Source organism: Planococcus faecalis (genome assembly GCF_002009235.1).
Taxonomy (GTDB): domain Bacteria; phylum Bacillota; class Bacilli; order Bacillales_A; family Planococcaceae; genus Planococcus; species Planococcus kocurii.
In genome coordinates, this window is sequence record NZ_CP019401.1 from 2,581,856 (window position 1) to 2,600,739 (window position 18,884).

18 protein-coding genes are annotated in these 18,884 nt (G+C 40.9%); 3 read left to right on the top strand and 15 right to left on the bottom strand.

Translation table 11 applies throughout. The features are described 5' to 3' along the window. Positions 1 to 226: 226 nt before the first annotated feature. From AJGP001_RS12970 to AJGP001_RS13005, 8 genes are all read right to left on the bottom strand, one after another. On the bottom strand, positions 227 to 775 hold the full coding sequence (locus AJGP001_RS12970) for a divergent PAP2 family protein (protein WP_058384627.1): 549 nt from the start codon (positions 773 to 775) through the stop codon (positions 227 to 229). 222 nt (positions 776 to 997) lie between these two features. Next, positions 998 to 1,693 carry a DUF998 domain-containing protein gene (locus AJGP001_RS12975; protein WP_058384626.1) on the bottom strand — a complete coding sequence of 232 codons (696 nt, stop codon included), beginning with the start codon at positions 1,691 to 1,693 and terminating at the stop codon, positions 998 to 1,000. Positions 1,694 to 1,789: 96 nt separating this feature from the next. Then, positions 1,790 to 2,890, bottom strand: coding sequence for a threonine aldolase family protein (locus AJGP001_RS12980; RefSeq protein WP_151897515.1), 1,101 nt, complete (start codon positions 2,888 to 2,890; stop codon positions 1,790 to 1,792). 130 nt (positions 2,891 to 3,020) lie between these two features. Next, positions 3,021 to 4,697, bottom strand: a complete 1,677-nt coding sequence (locus AJGP001_RS12985) for a glycerol-3-phosphate dehydrogenase/oxidase (RefSeq protein WP_078080624.1) — start codon at positions 4,695 to 4,697, stop codon at positions 3,021 to 3,023. Between the two features lie 232 nt (positions 4,698 to 4,929). Next, the gene (gene glpK / locus AJGP001_RS12990) at positions 4,930 to 6,432 is read right to left on the bottom strand and encodes a glycerol kinase GlpK (RefSeq protein WP_071153310.1); all 1,503 of its coding nucleotides are present in this window, start codon (positions 6,430 to 6,432) and stop codon (positions 4,930 to 4,932) included. 22 nt (positions 6,433 to 6,454) lie between these two features. Further along, complete coding sequence (locus AJGP001_RS12995; RefSeq protein WP_078080625.1) at positions 6,455 to 7,285, bottom strand: MIP/aquaporin family protein; 831 nt, start codon at positions 7,283 to 7,285, stop codon at positions 6,455 to 6,457. A 177-nt stretch (positions 7,286 to 7,462) separates the two neighbouring features. After that, positions 7,463 to 8,008, bottom strand: coding sequence for a glycerol-3-phosphate responsive antiterminator (locus tag AJGP001_RS13000; RefSeq protein ID WP_058384621.1), 546 nt, complete (start codon positions 8,006 to 8,008; stop codon positions 7,463 to 7,465). Positions 8,009 to 8,039: 31 nt separating this feature from the next. Then, positions 8,040 to 8,315, bottom strand: coding sequence for a YciI family protein (locus tag AJGP001_RS13005; RefSeq protein WP_071153312.1), 276 nt, complete (start codon positions 8,313 to 8,315; stop codon positions 8,040 to 8,042). 299 nt (positions 8,316 to 8,614) lie between these two features. On the opposite strand from AJGP001_RS13005, the gene AJGP001_RS13010 reads away from it, so the two are divergent. From AJGP001_RS13010 to AJGP001_RS13020, 3 genes are all read left to right on the top strand, one after another. Beyond that, positions 8,615 to 9,280: an MBL fold metallo-hydrolase gene (locus tag AJGP001_RS13010; RefSeq protein WP_169835274.1), complete on the top strand. Its 666-nt coding sequence runs from the start codon at positions 8,615 to 8,617 to the stop codon at positions 9,278 to 9,280. 282 nt (positions 9,281 to 9,562) lie between these two features. Continuing rightward, the gene (locus tag AJGP001_RS13015) at positions 9,563 to 10,738 is read left to right on the top strand and encodes a DUF2157 domain-containing protein (RefSeq protein WP_078080626.1); all 1,176 of its coding nucleotides are present in this window, start codon (positions 9,563 to 9,565) and stop codon (positions 10,736 to 10,738) included. Beyond that, positions 10,735 to 11,181 carry a GDYXXLXY domain-containing protein gene (locus tag AJGP001_RS13020; RefSeq protein ID WP_071153313.1) on the top strand — a complete coding sequence of 149 codons (447 nt, stop codon included), beginning with the start codon at positions 10,735 to 10,737 and terminating at the stop codon, positions 11,179 to 11,181. The genes AJGP001_RS13015 and AJGP001_RS13020 overlap by 4 nt, the downstream gene beginning before the upstream one ends. 131 nt (positions 11,182 to 11,312) lie before the next feature. Here the strand turns inward: AJGP001_RS13020 and AJGP001_RS13025 are convergent, their stop codons facing one another. The 7 genes from AJGP001_RS13025 to AJGP001_RS13055 form a co-directional block, all read right to left on the bottom strand. Further along, a complete protein-coding gene (locus AJGP001_RS13025; RefSeq protein ID WP_078080627.1) occupies positions 11,313 to 12,017 on the bottom strand; it encodes a CpsD/CapB family tyrosine-protein kinase in 705 nt (234 codons plus the stop codon). 1 nt (position 12,018) lies between these two features. Continuing rightward, positions 12,019 to 12,744: a YveK family protein gene (locus AJGP001_RS13030; protein ID WP_078080628.1), complete on the bottom strand. Its 726-nt coding sequence runs from the start codon at positions 12,742 to 12,744 to the stop codon at positions 12,019 to 12,021. A gap of 233 nt (positions 12,745 to 12,977) precedes the next feature. Further along, positions 12,978 to 13,691 (bottom strand): sugar transferase, encoded by a 714-nt coding sequence (locus tag AJGP001_RS13035; protein WP_058384614.1) that lies wholly within the window; start codon positions 13,689 to 13,691, stop codon positions 12,978 to 12,980. Between the two features lie 19 nt (positions 13,692 to 13,710). Further along, complete coding sequence (locus AJGP001_RS13040; RefSeq protein ID WP_058384613.1) at positions 13,711 to 15,036, bottom strand: UDP-glucose dehydrogenase family protein; 1,326 nt, start codon at positions 15,034 to 15,036, stop codon at positions 13,711 to 13,713. Positions 15,037 to 15,051: 15 nt separating this feature from the next. Continuing rightward, complete coding sequence (galU, locus tag AJGP001_RS13045) at positions 15,052 to 15,942, bottom strand: UTP--glucose-1-phosphate uridylyltransferase GalU (protein ID WP_058384612.1); 891 nt, start codon at positions 15,940 to 15,942, stop codon at positions 15,052 to 15,054. A gap of 256 nt (positions 15,943 to 16,198) precedes the next feature. Then, positions 16,199 to 17,152 (bottom strand): mannose-6-phosphate isomerase, class I, encoded by a 954-nt coding sequence (gene manA / locus AJGP001_RS13050; RefSeq protein ID WP_058384611.1) that lies wholly within the window; start codon positions 17,150 to 17,152, stop codon positions 16,199 to 16,201. A 57-nt stretch (positions 17,153 to 17,209) separates the two neighbouring features. After that, the gene (locus tag AJGP001_RS13055; protein WP_071153314.1) at positions 17,210 to 18,595 is read right to left on the bottom strand and encodes a sugar phosphate nucleotidyltransferase; all 1,386 of its coding nucleotides are present in this window, start codon (positions 18,593 to 18,595) and stop codon (positions 17,210 to 17,212) included. Positions 18,596 to 18,884 lie beyond the last annotated feature (289 nt).

Here is an 18,884-nt window from a genome sequence, read left to right on the forward strand (position 1 = left end):
AAGAATAGGCTACGCGCCTATTCTTGTTTTTTGGCGAGGTGCGGTTCTCTCCTTCCGAGGTGCGGTTCTCTCTTTCCAAGGTGCGGTTCTCTCTTTCCGAGGTGCGCTTCTCTCTTTCCGAGGTGCGCTTCTCTCCTTCCGAGGTGCGCTTCTCTCCTTCCGAGGTGCGGTCACATAATTTGGACAGAAAAATACAGCCATTCCACTGGAATGGCTGTATTTTTTTCTATGCTCTTGTCGATCTGCGGCCACGACCATCGTATGCCAGTTGAGATTTTGAACGTTTTTCTTTTTCTTCGATTTCACGTACACGGTTCTCGATTGCGGCTGACACCAAGCCAAGAATTGTTCCAAAAGCAGCTCCAGCTACTACCTCAACCGGCTGGTGACCAAGTAACTCTTTCAAGTCTTTTTCACGCTCCACAAATTCAAAGCTTGGAAATTCGCCTGAGAATTTCACAAAGCTGTCTTCTAATTCATTCACTAGTCGAGCAATTTCTCCAGTATGGCGACGTATTCCTTGTGCATCGTACATCACGATGACACCAAATACGATTGCAAGGGCTGTCTCTGTATGACGTGCGCCTTTATTGGCAGCTACGTACGAGGCGAGTGCTGAAACACCAGCTGAGTGGGAGCTTGGCATGCCACCTGTTGTAAAGGCCTGTCTCCAATCCCATTGACCTGTTACGGTTTTGTGAGTGACGATTTTTAATGCTTGTGCCGCAGCAATCGCACTTAATGAAGTAATCATTCCTCGGTTCATCTTTCTCATCTGCTCATCCCCTAGTTTCAACTTGGCAAACTGTCGTTGCCATTCAATATACTTCTTTACCCATTATCGCAGGACATTATGTGAAATTTGTTTAACTTTTTGTAAATTTTCCGAATAGGACCGAGTGCATGAAATAGTAGTAATGATATGGATTACAAAATCGTTGTGAACGCTAGTTGTAACGTTCGGACGCAATTGCTTTTACTGCTGCACTAAAGTCTTTCATCGCTCTTTGTAAATTTCCACAAGGCCGACACGCTTTAATTCCATATCCATAATTTTAGGCAATCTGAAGAGATAGATAGATAAGACGAACATCCATAGTTGAAAAGTGAAGATTAATAGACGTTCGAGCAGCCCTGGATAGGGAAAATCGCTGTTTAAAACGAATGGAGTTGCGATGCCTGCTAAGACAATTACAATGGCACAAGCTAGCGTAAACTGTCCGATGCCGCGAAAGTTTTTGGTCAGCAACAGACCATGACCCATCATAAACAAAGCACCCACTGTTGCAATCAAAACGATCGCAGTTATTGCCAAATGCATAAAATTGCCAAAAGTCAGGACATCGCCTCCTTGCTCTAATGGAAATAACCCAAAGCCAATCAACGAAGCTATGTACATCACAATCAAAAGTATAGCTCCCAACTGCGCAGTTTTTTGAACTTGGTATTTGCGGAATAACACATAGACAGTAACTGAAAAAAGCAGCGCAAGCAGTCCGTAGCCAATGGTAAAGACCCTCAGCATTTCGGCGTCTGGTGCTCCGTTGCCGGTCAGTTCACTAATTGTCTGTCTGACGTGACTGTAACCGTCCCATAACACACTGCCCATAATGACGTGAGCCATATAAATGAGGACACTTAAAGCTCCGCTTAACGTCGCTATTTGCCATCCACTTTTCTGCTGAATCCACATTACCCGATCACCGCCATTTTTTCTAAATTTTTAATCCGTAGAGGGTTTCTAAAAGGACTACTTCACCTACTGTTTAATTAGTAGAAAAAGCTTTCTTTAAAGCTTTTGGTTAAATTCATTCCGCATTTTCTCGGCTAACCACTCGAATGTGACAATGACTTTACCTTTTGGAATTTTTTCGTATTGATCTCCGATACTTAGTTCAAATGAACAACCTGTATTTTCAGCCCTTAAATACCTTGTCAGTCCAATATTCATCATCTGCTGAACTTGACTCAATAGAGGCGCGATTTGCTCTGCCGTGTCTTGAAAATGCACATGAAACATATTCGTAACTGGCACGGTTGGAATCGTGGAAATCCCAGTACACCGATTAAAAAACGAAGCCAATTCAACAGCGTTCTCATAATATGCAGCCATGCGATCTTTGCGTTGCGCGAAATACGTTTCTGCACTCAAAATATACGGATACAATGAAATTAAATCGCCACCGTGACGCTTTTTCCAGATCTTTGATAGGGCCATAAAGTCTTGATCCCCCGCCAAAATGGCTCCAGCGATTCCACCAATGCCCTTATACATGGATAAATATACAGAATCAAATAAATCACATACTTCTTTAATAGTTTTCTGATAATAAGGCAAGCACTCCAAAATACGTGCACCGTCTAAATGCAGCTTAATGCCTTGTTCGCGACAGTATGCTGAAATTGCCTCAAGTGTTTCAAAACTGGGCAGCTGACCACCAATTTCGCGTTGCGGCAATTCCAGTAACAAACAAGCAATTTTTTCATCCATAGACAACACGTCTGATAATTCAATCACACGGCCTTTATCAGCCAAAAGAATCGTTTCAATACCATGCAATTCCTTTAATCCGTCTTCTTCGTGAATTTCCAAATGACTCAATGGATGATAAGCAACTTTTTTGATGCCTTGTTGATCACACCAAATTCGCAAAGCAATTTGCTGTGCCATTGTGCCACTTGGAAAAAACACCGCTGTTTGTTTTCCTAAAAATTCCGCCATTTGTTCTTGAAAACCTTCAATAACTGGACCACTTCCATAATTATCACTCTTTAAGTGGCCATCGATTGACTCAAAGACATCCTTTAAAACTGCTACGTTTCTCGGTCCGTGCCCCGCTAATTGATGTAAAGACGTTTCGTAGGTTTCCATTAATTCAGCGTTGCTCATATTCATCGCTCCTCCAGAATTCAGAATAGTCTTTCTTTTAATTTTACTATAACATGAGTTGAAAAAAAGGTGTTTTCTACATAAAAATCCCGCCTGCAATCCATTTACGGATTTCAGGCGGGATTGTTTTTTAGCTTAAGCTTTGAGAAGATACTTCAACTGGATGCGTTGCTTCATAAAGCAAGCCTTCCAATTCATCACGGTAATCCGTAGTTTGTTCTTCGGTCCAATTAAAGGTTTTGCTCATATAAGCAGTGACTGATTCTTTATGTGCATGAACCCAGTGGATATCGAAGAACAACGCTCCAGTACGACGGATAAAGAAGTCAATTGGCTTATAGGCGGATTCGTATTCTACTGAATAACGCAACATCGCGTACACTAATGGATCAAGACCCGCGTCTGTCGCTTCGTCGAGGCCAGCTGTATAGAAATGCAACACTTTATCGACATTCGCACCGTAGCGACTTACGAGCATACGCATTGCATCAGCTGTTAAGCCCATGCTGCCTGCTTGTTGGACGCGGTCAGCCATAAAGGTTTCAAAACCTTTTGAACCGCCCACTTCTCCGCCTGCAATCGGCAATCGTTTAGTTGAACTTTTTGGATATTTGACTCCATCTTCTTTTTGCAATTGCTCTGCTACTAGATTGACGATGCTTTCGCCCATTTTACGGTAGCCGGTCAATTTACCACCCGCAATCGAAATCAAACCAGAATCCGAAACAAAAATTTCATCTTTTCGTGAAATTTCAGAGGGGTCCTTGCCTTCTTCATGAACCAATGGACGTAAACCAGCCCAGCTAGATTCAACGTCTTGTTCCGTAATCGCGACTTCTGGGAACATAAAGTCGACCGCTTTCAAGACATAATTCCGGTCTTCTAACGTCATCGTTGGATGTGCAATATCTTGCTTGTAAACCGTATCCGTTGTTCCTACATAAACTTTGCCTTGACGCGGAATCGCAAATGCCATCCGGCCATCTGGCATATCAAAATAGATGGCTTGTTTTAACGGGAATCTACGACCATCAAAAACTAAGTGAATGCCTTTTGTTAGCTGAAGAGTTTTGCCAAATTTCGAGTGATCTTCGTCGCGCAATGTATCAACCCATGGGCCAGCCGCATTGACGATTTTTTTCGCAAATAATTCATGAATTGTGCCGTTGATTTGATCTTCTACTTCAATACCGACTACTTTGCCGTTATCGTAGATAAAGCTTTTGACTTTTGCGTAATTCATTGCCATTGCGCCTTTTTCAATCGCTTTTTTCATAACTTCCATCGTTAAGCGTGCGTCATCGGTTTTGTATTCGACGTAATACCCTCCGCCTTTAAGGTCTTTTTTCTTTAATAAAGGCTCGCGGCGCAATGTTTCTTCTTTGCTTAACATTTTACGACGTTCATCTTTTTTAACACCTGCCAAAAAATCATACACACGCAAGCCGACATTTGTGCTGAGCGGTCCAAACGTTCCGCCTTTGTAAAATGGCAAAAGCATCCATTCGGGGGTAGTCACATGTGGTCCATTTTCATAAACGATTTCGCGTTCCTTGCCGACTTCCGCAACCATTTTCACTTCAAATTGCTTTAGGTAGCGCAACCCTCCGTGAACCAATTTGGTAGAACGACTACTTGTACCTGCTGCAAAATCCTGCATCTCTACAACTGCTACATTCATGCCACGTACGGACGCATCCAGTGCGATCCCAGCACCTGTGATTCCTCCACCAATGACTAGTACATCTAATTGTGACTGTTTCATCTGGTTATAACGTTCATTTCTGTTTAAGCTTGAAAATTTCATAAGTTAATCTGCTCCTTTTTTTAGATGAGTTTTTACTGCTACGATTCCCCAAAATTGTGTTCTTGCGGGCCTACCGATCGACGTGGTGTGTTCAATCTATTCCCTATCAAACTTGTATACCCGTTTTTCCATATAAAAAGAGAGATCCAGGCACAGTTGCAGAATTTTTCTGCTAAACTGGCTTGGTCTCTCAAAGTCTCCGGCCATATATCTCTCATAATTAACTTGTAAGTTATTTTGCTGGTTTAAATGATCGTGTTGCCGCTACTGCGTTTTTCCAGCCTTCGTAAAGCTTTTCGCTTGTTTCAACTGGCATATCACATGTAAAGCTCTTGTCGATCTTCCATTGCTGTGCGATTTCTTCTTTGTCTTTCCAGAATCCTACTGCAAGACCCGCTAAATAAGCTGCGCCTAGAGCTGTCGTTTCCTGAACGACTGGACGTTCTACAGGAACATCTAGAATATCACTTTGGAACTGCATAAGCAAATCGTTAGCAACTGCGCCACCATCCACACGCAAAGTCTTTAACTCAATCCCTGCATCTTCTATCATAACATCTACAACGTCTTTTGTCTGGTATGCGAGCGCCTCAAGTGTTGCACGAATGAAATGAGCCTTTGTTGTTCCGCGTGTTAAACCGAAAACTGCACCGCGTGCATCGGTATCCCAGTAAGGCGTTCCAAGTCCGACAAATGCTGGTACCATATAAACGCCGTCTGTCGAATCAACTTGCATCGCGTAGTTTTCACTTTCTGGTGCATTTTCAATGATTTGCAAACCATCACGCAACCATTGAATTGCTGAACCTGCTACAAAAATACTGCCTTCAAGCGCATATTCAACTTTCCCGTCAACACCCCATGCCAATGTTGTCAATAGTCCGTGTTCCGAATCGACACCTTTTTCACCGGTGTTCATCAACATGAAACAGCCTGTGCCGTATGTGTTTTTCGCCATGCCTTTTTCAAAGCAAGCTTGACCGAATAGCGCAGCTTGCTGATCTCCAGCCATACCGGCAATCGGTACTTCATGACCGAAGAAATGGTAATCGATCGTATTGGCATAAACTTCAGATGATTGACGCACTTCTGGTAGCATGCTCTTTGGCACTGTCAAAATATCCAATAATTCCTGATCCCATTCCAAGTCATAAATATTGTACATCAATGTACGCGACGCGTTACTGTAATCCGTGACGTGCGCTTTACCGCCTGACAGTTTATAGACCAGCCACGTATCAATGGTTCCAAACATTAAGTCGCCATTATCCGCTTTTTCACGTGCGCCTTCAACATTATCAAGAATCCATTTTACTTTCGTTCCTGAGAAGTAAGCATCAATCAAAAGACCGGTTTTCTTACGGAACACTTCGTTTAACCCTTGTTCTTTTAATTCGGTGCAAATACCATCTGTTTGACGTGACTGCCAAACGATCGCCTTATAAATTGGTTTACCTGTATGACGGTCCCAGACGACTGTCGTTTCACGTTGGTTGGTAATCCCAATGCCTGCAATTTGGCTTGGGCTAATGTCTGATTTGCGTAGTACTTCCGCCATACATGCCAGTACGGAAGTCCAGATTTCATTGGCATCATGCTCTACCCAGCCTGGTTTCGGAAAGAATTGCTGAAATTCTTGCTGGCTTGATTCAACGATTTCACCTTTATGATTGAATAATACTGCACGCGAACTCGTCGTTCCTTGGTCTATGGATAAAATATAATCTTTGCTCAAAATGATCTCCTCCTATTATAAGTTATGAAAGTTTTTCTTCGATTGTATCTGCAGTTGTATGCTCTTTTTTTAATTCTACACTTGCTGCTCCAAATAATACTAGCAATAAGACGGCGCTCATAACCCAAAATGGTAAATCGTATGCACCGGTAAACATAGCTTTATAAAACAATGCTCCGTAAATACCACCAAAAACAGGACCGACAACTGGTACCCACGCATATGACCAGTCAGAGCTTCCTTTGCCTGGAATTGGCAGCAAAGCGTGTGCAATACGTGGACCTAAGTCACGCGCAGGGTTAATCGCGTATCCTGTCGTGCCCCCTAGCGACATCCCGATTGCAACGATCAATGCACCAACGATTAACGGATTTAAGCCTTCAGTAAAGTCATTAGCACCAATGAACAATAAGCCCATTACTAATACAGCTGTACCAATAATTTCACTAACTAAGTTAGAGAATGGTCGACGAATCGCTGGACCTGTAGCAAAAACCGCTAGTTTCGCAGCTTTGTCTTCAGTCCGTCTCCAGTGCGGTAAATAATTTAAGAAAACAATAACTGCACCGAAAATGGCACCGAGCATTTGTGCTGCAATGTAAACGGGTACTTTTGCCCAAGGAAAGTCACCAACAGACGCAAGACCAAGTGTTACTGCCGGATTTAAATGCGCTCCTGAAAAATTCCCTACTGCATAGACACCCATTGTAACCGCTAGACCCCAAGCAAGCGTGATCAAAACCCAACCACCATTTTCCGCTTTCGAATCTTTTAAAACTGCACCTGCCACAACGCCACCACCAAAGATAATCAAAATCATCGTACCAATTACTTCTGCTAAAAATTCCGTCATCGTTTTACACCCCTTTGTTTTTAGCTTCAGAACGGATTAGAAGAAAACAAAAAGACCCACACTGAACCAGACACTCTTTTTTTAAAGGTGCTTGCTTCAGTGCGGGTCTCCATTTCTCCAACACAGTTCTTAACTTGTAAGTATAAAGTTATCAGTTAATGAAAACGCTGTCAACCGTTATATTTTCCATAATTCTGGTTGTGATGTGGAAATGGCTTTTGCTCCGCCATCGTAAGCAAGTTGAATGTCCTCTTTTGTCCGAATCAGTCCACCCGCAATAACCGGGATCCCTGTTTTATCGAAAACTTCCTTGATAACAGAAGGAATGATTCCCGGCAAAATTTCGATGTAATCGGGTTTCACTTGATTGATTAACTTGATGTTGTGCTCAAGCGCCTGACTGTCTAGCAAAAACAAACGTTGAATCGTCAGCAGCTTATTCTTCTTCGCCAAGGAGATAACATTGCTTCGTGTTGAAACGACACCATCTGGTTTCACTTCTCTAACCAGATACTCGAATCCATAAGCATCTGTTTTCAGTCCTTGAATCAAATCCACATGCAAAATCACTTTTTTATTCGCTGCTTTGGCGACTTGTACCAATTGCTTTAACTGCGCCAACCGTATTTCCAAAAAAATGATGTACTCATGATCGCTATTTAGTAAGCGTTCAAATTCTTTCATATTGCGCAAAACAGGCAAAACGCCTTTTAACTCATGCACCAGGTTTCCTCCTCAAATTGTTGCCATCCCTTTACGTACCATTATCCGCCCAAACCGCTTCCCATTCAAAGATTTCGTATTTTCTAGCACCTTCTACGATGTACGGATCTGCCTTCACCAATGCTTCACAGTTTGCAAATGACTCAGCTCGATAAATAACAAGTCCGCCAGAGCCATCTACAAATTTCCCATTGACTACTACTTGTCCACTGTTGCGCTGAGCTGCTAGAAATGCCAAGTGCTGCGCTCGAAACTCCTGACTTTTGTTAGCGTCTTTCATGGGCAATAATACCGCGAAATATCTCATAAGAACATCTCCTTCCCCATTATTATAATGAGAAAAATAAGAAAAGTCAGTTTTTCTCAACGAATCCCATTGTGCAGTACTTCGATATTACCATTTTATGGACATACTGTCCGATTCTCTTAAAATACTGTCCAAACTGGCAAAATACTGTCCAGTTCAGATAGAATACTGTCCAAGTTCTGTCATTTACTGTCCAAACCCTCTGAATAGGATAAAATAGAGTGACCTATACTTGATTCAGGAGGAGCGAATCGAAAATGCAGATGACCAAAAAAAGACCTATTTAGCAATAAACGTTTATGCCCCGATTTTCCCCTATAAATTGCTATGTCGTAGATGAAGGAAAAGAGTTAACTTTAATTGATGCTGCCTTAGGATTTACTGCCAAACAGATTTTATTATCAATCAAGGTCATGAAAAAACCGTTAACCCAGATTGTCATTACCCATGCACATATCGATCACTTGGGTGCACTTGATGCTATCAAGCAAGAATGGCCTGACGTTGTCGTTAGTATGTCTTCGCGCGACGCTCGCCTGCTTGCTGATGACACTAGCCTGCTCTCTAGTGAGCCCAATTCACCGATAAAAGGTGGCATTCCGAAAACGATCAAAACGCCGCCTGATCGCCTTCTCGAAGAAGGTGACACGATTGGTTCACTCGAAGTCGTAAGTACACCTGGTTCCATTTCATTAATTGATACGCGCAACCGATTTCTCGTTGCCGGTGACGCTTTCCAAACACGCGGCGGTATCGCCGTTTCCGCTACAGTCAACGTATTATTTCCATTTCCTGCTTTTGCGATTTGGGACAAACAAGTAGCTCTTGAAAGTGCTCAGAAAATTCTCCAGCTAACCCCACAGTTGCTCGCAGTTGGACATGGGCAAATGATTGAAAAACCCCTTGAAGCTATTAACTTAGCGATTTTAGAAAGCGAGAAAAATCTTTACTATAAAGAGACTTAGTGTCACGTTAAGTATTCGGTTGAACATTTTTTCGCATAACCACTTTTCCATTTTTTTAAAAATTCACTGACTCTTAATTTGGTTACCAAGTCCTCTTTTCAACTTAGCCAACTCTAAAAAAATGTCCTTTTCCCGAAATCTATTTGAGGCAATTTCTCAAACTTAATTTTGCTGAACATCCCATTATTTTTTTGGGGTACATGTATCTTATTCCTCTCTCACAACTGTCATTTCTACTATTTCAGGACTATAATCAGAGTAAGAGTATCGGAGGGATTAGCTATGGATACGGAGAAAAAAATAAAGCAATGGCAACAAGCTTCGTTAATAGATCAAGACACGGTAGACAGACTTTTAGCATTCGAGAAACGTCAACCTGCTCCTAAAAAATTACCGTTACTTTTGATGATTGGGTTCATTTTCTTCTCTCTTGCCGTCTTTAGCTTTATCGCAGCAAACTGGCAGTTGATCCCTGATGGAGCTAAAGTCGGGCTGATGCTGTCATTAATGTGGTTATTTTATAGTGTTGCTTATTTTTCAGAGAAACAAGCTTTTGGTTATCCTCTGCTGTTTAGAGTCATTGGTCTCGCCATGTTTGGTGCTACTTTGCTGACAGTGGCACAAACTTTCCATTTTCCACTGGCAAATTCCTTTTTGCCTTGGGCGCTGTTTTTGGCCGCAATCGCTCACTACTTTTACTGGCGGCATGTTATTTATTCCGTTCTCGGATTTTTCTTTGGAGCAGCTGTTTTAATCTCATTTGTGCCTGAAATCGGTTGGCTAGAATGGAGCGTCTTCATTGTTATTGCAGCAGCTTGGTTTTACTTTAGTCGAACCTTTGCCTCTTTGGCATTCAGTTGGATGTTGCTATTCGCTTCTGGTTTTATGCTATGGATTCTAGTAGATTACAACAGTACACTATGGCCAATTTGGACTTTGTTTGCGCTCGTCTTGTTGTTCGCCATTATTCCTGAAAACAAGCAGCGAATGATGCGGCCGCTTTATCTAATTACAGCAGGTATGCTAATCGTCGTATACTTAGCGATTCGCGGACAAACGTTCATTGGTTTGATTGATAAAAGTCATTTTGCAGAAGCCGTCGCTCTAGCTTTTGCTGGTATCGCCGTTCTGCTTTTCAGTTTTTTCAAATTCCGTTCTCTCATGTGGATTGCACTTCCTGGCACCATTGGGTTATTGCTCTATGACGAAACAGCGATTGGCCTTGCAGTTGTTGCGGAATTAGGTGGCCTTGCCTACTTAATTATGGCCCAGCGCCAAAATCAACCTCTTGGACTAGGATTTGTCTATTTCATCGTTGTACAGTTTGTTATTTATATCATTTATGCATGGGAACGCCTCGACATGTCGCTGTTCTTCTTGCTTGGCGCTTTACTGTTGTTCCTGTTATCAGCTGTAGCCTGGTGGATCAATCGCCGGAAAGAAGGTGTCACGTCATGAAAACCTGGCTCTTCCCAATCGTCCAAACAGCCGTCGTCTTAATTCTACTAGTTAGTTATTACGCAGCATCATGGTTCGGCGAGCAGTATGTGTTAAGAGCTGAACCTTTTGATCCAGTTGATCCATTTTACGGTGAATATGTTGCGCTGCAATACCCCGATTTGCAGTCAGATTCTATCAATAATGACGATTCTGTTTATTTTACTTTAAAATCGGCAGATGATGGCTATGCGGTTATCGATCATATTGAAAATGAAGCTTTCTTCGGAGCCATTAAAGGTTCTGTTTACAATGGTAACGTCACTGCACCACAATTAGAACAATTTTATGTCGAACAAGGAATGGGCCCTCAACTTGAAGCAGCGCGTGACTTGCAAGTGACTATAGACGTTTCTCGTTGGGGGACGCTTCGTCCAATCAGTTTACAACAACGGACAAAATAAAATACAAAAAAGTTCAATCAATAACTGATTGAACTTTTTTACTGTATATATAGAAAAGTTACTTTTAAAGCTTAGTGCCTTGGTACAGAGTCAGCAGAATAGAATTTCACCGTTCAACTACTCGGAATCTACTATCTTTCAACTCCGTAATACTGCCCATAATCACTTTCCTGTTGAACTTTGACATTATTCAGCACGGCACCGAGCAAGCGAGCTTTTGTCGCAGTAGTAATGGCTTCTTTTGCTTTAAGCGCATAGGCCTTTTCGGTCTTTCCTGAGTTCACCACTAAAATTGTACCTTCGCATTTATTCGCTAAAATCACACTATCTGTGACAGATAATACGGGTGGTGTATCAAAGATTAGTAAATCGTAGGTGTCTAAGGCGTGTTCAAGAAGAAAATCCATATGATTCGAACTCAGCAACTCTGCAGGATTCGGTGGAATTGGACCAGATGGCAAAAGGTCTAAGTTTTTAATTTCAGCAGGCTGAATTGCCATTTTCAATGCGATTTGACGACTCAATACCGTTGAAAGCCCTCTTGTATTGGCAATATTAAATGTATGGTGCATAGTCGGTTTTCTCATATCAGCATCGATGAATAAAACTTGCTTGCCTTCTTGAGCAAAAACAATCGCTAAATTCGAAGCCGTAGTTGACTTTCCTTCCGAATGAGAAGCCGATGTGACGACCAACGAACGGATATCTCCATCAGGAGAAGTAAAATGAATATTCGTTCGCAATGTTCTAAACTGCTCTGACACGCGTGATTTGGGATTAGTAAAGGTATTCAATTTTCTGTTTTTCACTTCTGGTTTCTTCTGTTGTCCGACCATTTTATGCCTCCCTACGCTTAAAGGCAATCGGCTCATTAGCCGGGATGTCCTCTTCTTCATTCATCGGTGAAATTGCGCCGAGGACCGGTATTCCTAAAACGTTCTGAACATCTTCTTCACTTCTGAGTGTCGTATCCAAATAGCGTAAGATCATGGCCATGGCCATACCAATTAGAAGTCCGACAATTGCGCTAAGCAATATGTTTAATGGAGGATTTGGCGATACGGGTGCCTGACTTTCTGTGACTACGGCCGGTGATAAAATCGAAACATTATCGACATTCATTAGTTCGATAATTTCAGCTTCAAAAATTTCAGCAGTTTTATTTGCGATACCGACAGCTACAGCAGGATCTGCATCCATCACCATTATATTGAGCAGCTGCGAACTTTCCGCGATTTCCACATTCACTTTTCCTTGTAACTCTTCGAATGACATTTCTAATCCCAATTGACTAATCACTTGCTCGAGTATCACCGGACTCTTAATAATTTCACTGTATGTAGCGACCAATTGCAAATCGGCTTCGATGCTTTGACTATCTACTACTACTTCACCGCGCTGTTGACTAATAAGCAACTGAGTAGATGTTTGATAGATGGGTGTAACTAAATAATACGATACCAATGCCGTAATAATCATAGCTACAATTGTGACAGTCAAAATCAAGCGAATTCTATTTTTTAATATCCCATAAATTTCACGCAAGCTAATCGTTTCTATCATTTCGCCAAACCTCCTTTCATTTAGAAATAGGGAAGCGTAAAGATGGTACCGCTCCAATACTCACTTCCTCAACCCTTTTCGTGTAGACCCAGCTATGGGACATCAACTCAATTATTGATGTCCCCGAGTTCTGATGTATCGCTTATCTTCTTCTGCAAGGACCTTATGTAGATTCCATGCGTCGGTTGTCCCTAATTCAACTAAGGAATTCGTTTGAAGCGTGAGTTCATGTATCAATACGCATCTTTCGAGCCGAATAGCACCAAAATAGTTTTAAAAATCAGTTTGATATCCATCGTTGTATTTCGAGTGCGAATATATTCCAAATCCATTTCAACCCACTCCTGAAAACTAATATTACTCCTCCCGTTAACTTGCCAAAAACAAGTCAATCCTGGAGTTACGCTTATGCGTTGCTTTTCATAATTTGTGTATTGTGCCACTTCATCTGGTAACGCGGGTCTTGGACCGACAACCGTCATATCGCCATTGAGTACGTTAACTAGTTGAGGCAATTCATCAATACTCGTTTTTCTAATGAATTTCCCGATTTTAGTAATTCGTGGGTCGCTCTTGATTTTAAATACAGGCCCTGAAGCTTCATTTTGCTGCTGCAAAGAAGCTTTTAAGTCTTCTGCATTGCAGACCATTGATCGAAATTTGTACATATCAAAGGTTCCACCATGCTTCCCTACTCTTTTCTGCTTGAAAAATACAGGACCTTGGGGATCTTCCATTTTAATCAGCAGACCGATAAGTAGAAACAAAGGCATCAACATAATCAGCCCCACTAGCGAACCGACAATATCAAGAAAGCGCTTCGTGTACAAATAACCATTGCTCGTATTTGTTTTTACGCTTTCAAATACCGTTTCGCTATACCTTATATTTAGATCTATTTTTTCTTTTTCAGGTGCGGACACTGACATTTGAATCACCACTTTCATTATAAATTCTCGTTATTATTCAGATGGACGCCACTTCAGCTATTTTTGCTGGAACAGATCTACCAATTGAATAATAGTCAATCCCGTTTCTCTCCATTTCCTTTACAGAGAAACAATTTCTTCCGTCAATAACGAGTGGCTTTTTCATCTTTTTGAATACTGCTAAATCTACATTTTTAAATTCATCCCAATCCGTCAATATTAATGCGGCATCACTATTTTCAATAGCTTCTTCAATTGATACCGCATATTGAACAAGCGGATCTAAAATGGATTTCGCATTAGTCATTGCGATAGGATCGTATGCCACAACTTCTGCACCTTGCTTGATTAATTCTGTCGTCACAAGAATCGAAGCTGATTCTCGTAAATCGTCTGTATTTGGTTTAAAGGCCAGTCCCAATACGGCAATTTTTTTACCCAGGATATTCGGAAGGCAGTCATTTAACTTTCCAATCAAGATTCCCTGCTGTTTTTTGTTGACATTAACTACGCCTTTTAGCAACTCGAATTCATACTCGACATTTCCCGCGATTTGAATTAATGCTTTTGTATCTTTCGGGAAACAGGATCCTCCGTAACCAATTCCAGCTTTTAGAAACTGACTCCCAATTCGTTGATCCATCCCCATACCGTTTGATACATTTTCGATATCTGCCCCTAATAATTCGCAAATATTAGAGATTTCATTGATAAAACTGATTTTAGTTGCTAAAAATGCATTGGACGCATATTTGATCATTTCAGCACTTTTTATATCGGTTTTAAAAACAGGTACCTGGAACGGCTGATTGATCTGCTCAATTAGGCTAGCTGCGCGTTCACTGTTTGCGCCAATAACAATGCGGTCTCCGTGAAATGAGTCGTAAATGGCCGATCCTTCTTTTAAGAATTCAGGATTCGAAACGACCTCGACCTCTATATCACTGGTCAAATGACATTGCATGATTTCACTAATCATGTCATTTGTCCCGACTGGCACCGTGCTTTTAATGACGACGATGACATTGTGATTGATACAGTCAACAATATTGTGTGCCGCCTGAACCACAAAAGATAAGTCAGCAGAGCCATCACTTTTTTCAGGAGTTCCAACAGCAATGTAAATCACATCTGCTTGCTCGATCCCTTCGCGATGGTTGCTAGTAAAACTTAACCGCCGTTCATTGATATTTTTTGTCATTAATTCACTAAGTCCCGGTTCATAGATAGGTGATATCCCTTGTTGCATTTTTGCAACCTTCTCTTCGTTGACATCTATACAGCTAACTCGATGACCAATTTCAGCTAAACTTACGCCGGTTACCAGCCCGACGTATCCCGTTCCTATGACAGCTATTTTCATACCGTTCCCCCCGAACTAAAGTAGTGGTGCAGCTGATTTTCCGGCCATTAATTCTTTAATAATGTTTTCTACGTCTTTTCCAAATTCGGGGCTATCTAAAGCGAATTCAATGGTTGTCCGCAAAAAGCCGAGCATTTCACCCACATCATAGCGCTTGCCTTCAAAGTCGTAAGCGTAGACATTCTGCACTTCGTTAAGTTTTTGGATAGCATCGGTTAATTGAATTTCTCCACCGGCTCCAGCACTTTGTGTACCAAGAAAATCAAAAATTTCAGGTTCAAGAATGTAGCGTCCCATAATCGCCAAGTTTGAAGGGGCAGTTCCCAAAGTTGGCTTTTCCACAAAATTGCTAACCTCGTAGCAGCGTCCATCGATTCCACTTGGATCAATGATTCCATATCGATGCGTTTCATGTTCCGGAACTTGCTGGACCCCAATAATAGATGATTGCATTTTATCGTACTGATCAATTAACTGCTTTAAGCATGGTTTTTCAGCTTTTACAATGTCGTCCCCCAACAGCACCGCAAAAGGTTCATTTCCAATAAACTTACGCGCACTCCAAACCGCATGTCCAAGACCTTTTGGTTCTTTTTGACGAATGTAATGAATTTCTACATTTGAGGTATGTTGAACTTTTTCAAGAAGTTCAAATTTACCTTTTTTAAACAAATTATCTTCGAGTTCAAAATTTTTATCAAAATGATCTTCAATGGCACGCTTTCCTTTACCCGTAACAATAATGATGTCTTCAATTCCTGATGCAATCGCTTCTTCGACAATATATTGAATAGTCGGCTTGTCTACGATTGGCAGCATTTCTTTTGGCATCGCTTTCGTTACTGGAAGAAATCGAGTACCAAGACCTGCTGCTGGAATAATTGCCTTTGTCACTTTTTTTGTCATAGTATTCACCCGCCTTTCGATTTTTCAGGACATCGATTTCTTTTTTCTACTCGACGCGAACCTTACTGTTATCAAAAAACAGGTTCTTTTGCGTGTAGCGCTGACCAGTGCCTCTTTCATCATCGATAATTCCTGAATTGTAGTTTGAAAAATTTAACTCGCAAGACTTGAACAGTTTGCGATACTCAGCAAAAGTTCTTGTAAAGCGCAAATTATTTTCAGTTACTTTTAAATATTAAGATAATTACAATTGTGTTTAAGTATGAGATACGATCATCTCTAGATTTCCATCAATAAAATAATTACCGATAGTCGCTGGCACAATAAAGTTATCACCTTTTTTTACTGTGGAAACACTTTCCTCAGTTACAATTTGACCTGTACCATTGATAACACTGACTAGTAGAAAACGAGTCGTTAATGGGACTTCGACCTTTCCACCAAGCTTCCAATGATAAACCGTAAAGAATTCTCCTTCAATTAAGCGAGTAGACTCTAGATCTGTTAGTTGTTCTTTTAAATTGTCTTGTATGACTTGCCTATGTGGACAAGTCATCACAGCCAATGCTTGTTCCAAATGTAATTCCCGTTTTTTTCCTTGTTGATCGATACGGTCATAATCATAGAGACGAAATGTAATATCAGAGCTTTGTTGTGTCTCCAAAATCACAATGCCTTTACCAATCGAATGCAGCGTCCCACTCGGAACATACACAAAATCTCCTTTTTTCACTTTGAGACTTTGAAACAACTTTCCCCATTCTCCTTTGATCATTAGCCGCTGAAACTCTTCTCTCGATTGCGCTTGATGCCCAATAATAATTTCGGCATCTTCTTCACAATCCAAAATATACCAACATTCTGTTTTTCCACTAGGCTTGTCAACAAGCTCTTTAGCGTATTGATCATTGGGATGTACCTGGACAGACAACTGGTCATTTGCATCGAGAATTTTTACGAGTAACGGAAACTCACTATCGGTGACTCTTGAACCGAATAACTGTGGGTAATTCCACCATACTTCCGATAGGCTCATTCCTTGCAGTTCACCATTCATGACAATAGACGGTCCATTTTCATGAGCAGATATGACCCATGCTTCTCCTGTCGTCTGCGAAGGAATATCGTAATTAAACAATTCCTGCAGTTTGCCTCCACCCCAAATTCTTTCTTGAAAAATCGGTTTTAAAAAAACCGGTTCCTTATACATGAGATCTCCTCCCATCATGGAAATAGCAAGTCACTTATACTTAGAAATTTTCTTACATTATCCATAGCGAGCGATTAACTTTTCTTTGCAAATTTCTTCAATTTCTTCCCATTCATGCGAAGTACGGAAAATGTCTTCTTCAATCAGTTCACTACCAGTTTGAACTTCGATAATTTCCATATTGGTTGTGGCCTTTAATGTATGCTTAGCACCTAAAGGAATGTGAATGACATCGCCCGTTCTGACATGGCTTAATTGATCATTAAAAACAAAAATCCCTTCTCCTTTAACAATGGTCCACACTTCACTGCGTTTATAATGCATTTGATAGCTAAGATTTTTCCCTGCATTTATGCCCAGCCGCTTGATCAATACTTCATTACCTTCTGCATACCGCGTATATTCCAATACACGGTACCACCCCCACCGTCGCTCTTCGTACATCGGACGGCTGTTAAAGCCTTCTACATATTCTTTTACTTTCGTACTAGCGTCTTTATCTGTCACCAAAATCCCATCTGGACTTGCTGCTACAACTACATTACTTAATCCAAGCAAAGTGATTGGGATGTCAAGTTCATTGACAATATGAGAATTTTCTACTCCTTTGCCAATAACTCCTTTGCCTGTTATTTGGACTGCCATTTCATCTGTCAACGTATTCCAAGTACCCAAATCCTTCCAATACCCATCATAGGGCAGCGACACAATATGAGCTGTACGTTCAACAACTTCATAGTCAAAGCTGTTTTTTGGAAGACGGTGATAGTTTCTCAGCAGTTGAGCGTACTCGATTGGCATTCCTCTTTCTTTTAACAGATCTATGATATAGCCCAATTTAAAGGCGAATACTCCACAATTCCATAAAGCATGTTGTTCGATTAACTCTTCCGCTTGCTGCTCAGTTGGCTTTTCTTTAAAGTAATCTACTGTCAAATAGGAATTATCTTCTTGATTTTTTGGGATAATGTAACCGTATTTTGCAGAAGGGTACGTTGGTTTCACTCCCATTAATGCTAAATCTGCACCAGACTCAAGCAATGCTTTTTCCAGATCCTGAACACGATTAAAAAATCGATTCTCAACATAAGGATCCACTGGCAGCATTCCTACTACTTCATCCAATCCGCACTTCTGGACAGAATAGAGATAAACAGCTGCAAGAGCGATTGCTGGAAATGTATCTCTTCTCTCTGGTTCAGTAACGACATGAACCTCTTGCCCCAATTGTGTTTTGATCATATCTATTTGTGAGCTACTCGTAGCGATAATGGAGTTTTCAGCCATTCCTGTTTGCTCGATTTGTTTCCAAACCCGCTGAACCATAGAAACTTTATTGCCATCTTCATCACTCAATACTTTAAGAAACTGCTTTGACCGTGCATCATTAGAAAGCGGCCACAAGCGTTTTCCTGATCCTCCTGATAACAAAACTAATCTCATAGTAAGTCCTCCTTCTCTCTATCCAACTCCATAAAAAATAGTCCTTTATACTTATTTAACAACTAAAATAATGAACCCGTAAAAATTACATAGGTAATTTTTATCCTAAAGCAAAACTAAGTAACCACTATTTTCAATCTTTCTAGTAAGGCATGACCCTATTATATATATAAATACCTAATATTTCAATGTAATTTTCTAATAAATTAGAAATATCAGATATATTTACCTATTTAACATCCCGAATGCTATTAAATCAAGCTTTCTAAGTTGTTTTATTATTCTTTTT

Excerpts from the sequence above, each read along its gene's own strand:
- AJGP001_RS12975 (WP_058384626.1), bottom strand. The coding sequence starts at position 1,693 with ATGTGGATTCAGCAGAAAAGTGGATGGCAAATAGCGACGTTAAGCGGA.
- AJGP001_RS12985 (WP_078080624.1), bottom strand. The coding sequence starts at position 4,697 with ATGAAATTTTCAAGCTTAAACAGAAATGAACGTTATAACCAGATGAAA.
- AJGP001_RS13040 (WP_058384613.1), bottom strand. The coding sequence starts at position 15,036 with ATGAAAATAGCTGTCATAGGAACGGGATACGTCGGGCTGGTAACCGGC.
- AJGP001_RS13005 (WP_071153312.1), bottom strand. The coding sequence starts at position 8,315 with ATGAGATATTTCGCGGTATTATTGCCCATGAAAGACGCTAACAAAAGT.
- AJGP001_RS13015 (WP_078080626.1), top strand. The coding sequence starts at position 9,563 with ATGGATACGGAGAAAAAAATAAAGCAATGGCAACAAGCTTCGTTAATA.
- AJGP001_RS13020 (WP_071153313.1), top strand. The coding sequence starts at position 10,735 with ATGAAAACCTGGCTCTTCCCAATCGTCCAAACAGCCGTCGTCTTAATT.
- AJGP001_RS12995 (WP_078080625.1), bottom strand. The coding sequence starts at position 7,285 with ATGACGGAATTTTTAGCAGAAGTAATTGGTACGATGATTTTGATTATC.
- AJGP001_RS12980 (WP_151897515.1), bottom strand. The coding sequence starts at position 2,890 with ATGAGCAACGCTGAATTAATGGAAACCTACGAAACGTCTTTACATCAA.
- AJGP001_RS12970 (WP_058384627.1), bottom strand. The coding sequence starts at position 775 with ATGAGAAAGATGAACCGAGGAATGATTACTTCATTAAGTGCGATTGCT.
- galU (WP_058384612.1), bottom strand. The coding sequence starts at position 15,942 with ATGACAAAAAAAGTGACAAAGGCAATTATTCCAGCAGCAGGTCTTGGT.
- manA (WP_058384611.1), bottom strand. The coding sequence starts at position 17,152 with ATGTATAAGGAACCGGTTTTTTTAAAACCGATTTTTCAAGAAAGAATT.
- AJGP001_RS13035 (WP_058384614.1), bottom strand. The coding sequence starts at position 13,691 with ATGAAAGTGGTGATTCAAATGTCAGTGTCCGCACCTGAAAAAGAAAAA.
- AJGP001_RS13025 (WP_078080627.1), bottom strand. The coding sequence starts at position 12,017 with ATGGTCGGACAACAGAAGAAACCAGAAGTGAAAAACAGAAAATTGAAT.
- AJGP001_RS13055 (WP_071153314.1), bottom strand. The coding sequence starts at position 18,595 with ATGAGATTAGTTTTGTTATCAGGAGGATCAGGAAAACGCTTGTGGCCG.
- AJGP001_RS13030 (WP_078080628.1), bottom strand. The coding sequence starts at position 12,744 with ATGATAGAAACGATTAGCTTGCGTGAAATTTATGGGATATTAAAAAAT.
- AJGP001_RS13010 (WP_169835274.1), top strand. The coding sequence starts at position 8,615 with ATGCCCCGATTTTCCCCTATAAATTGCTATGTCGTAGATGAAGGAAAA.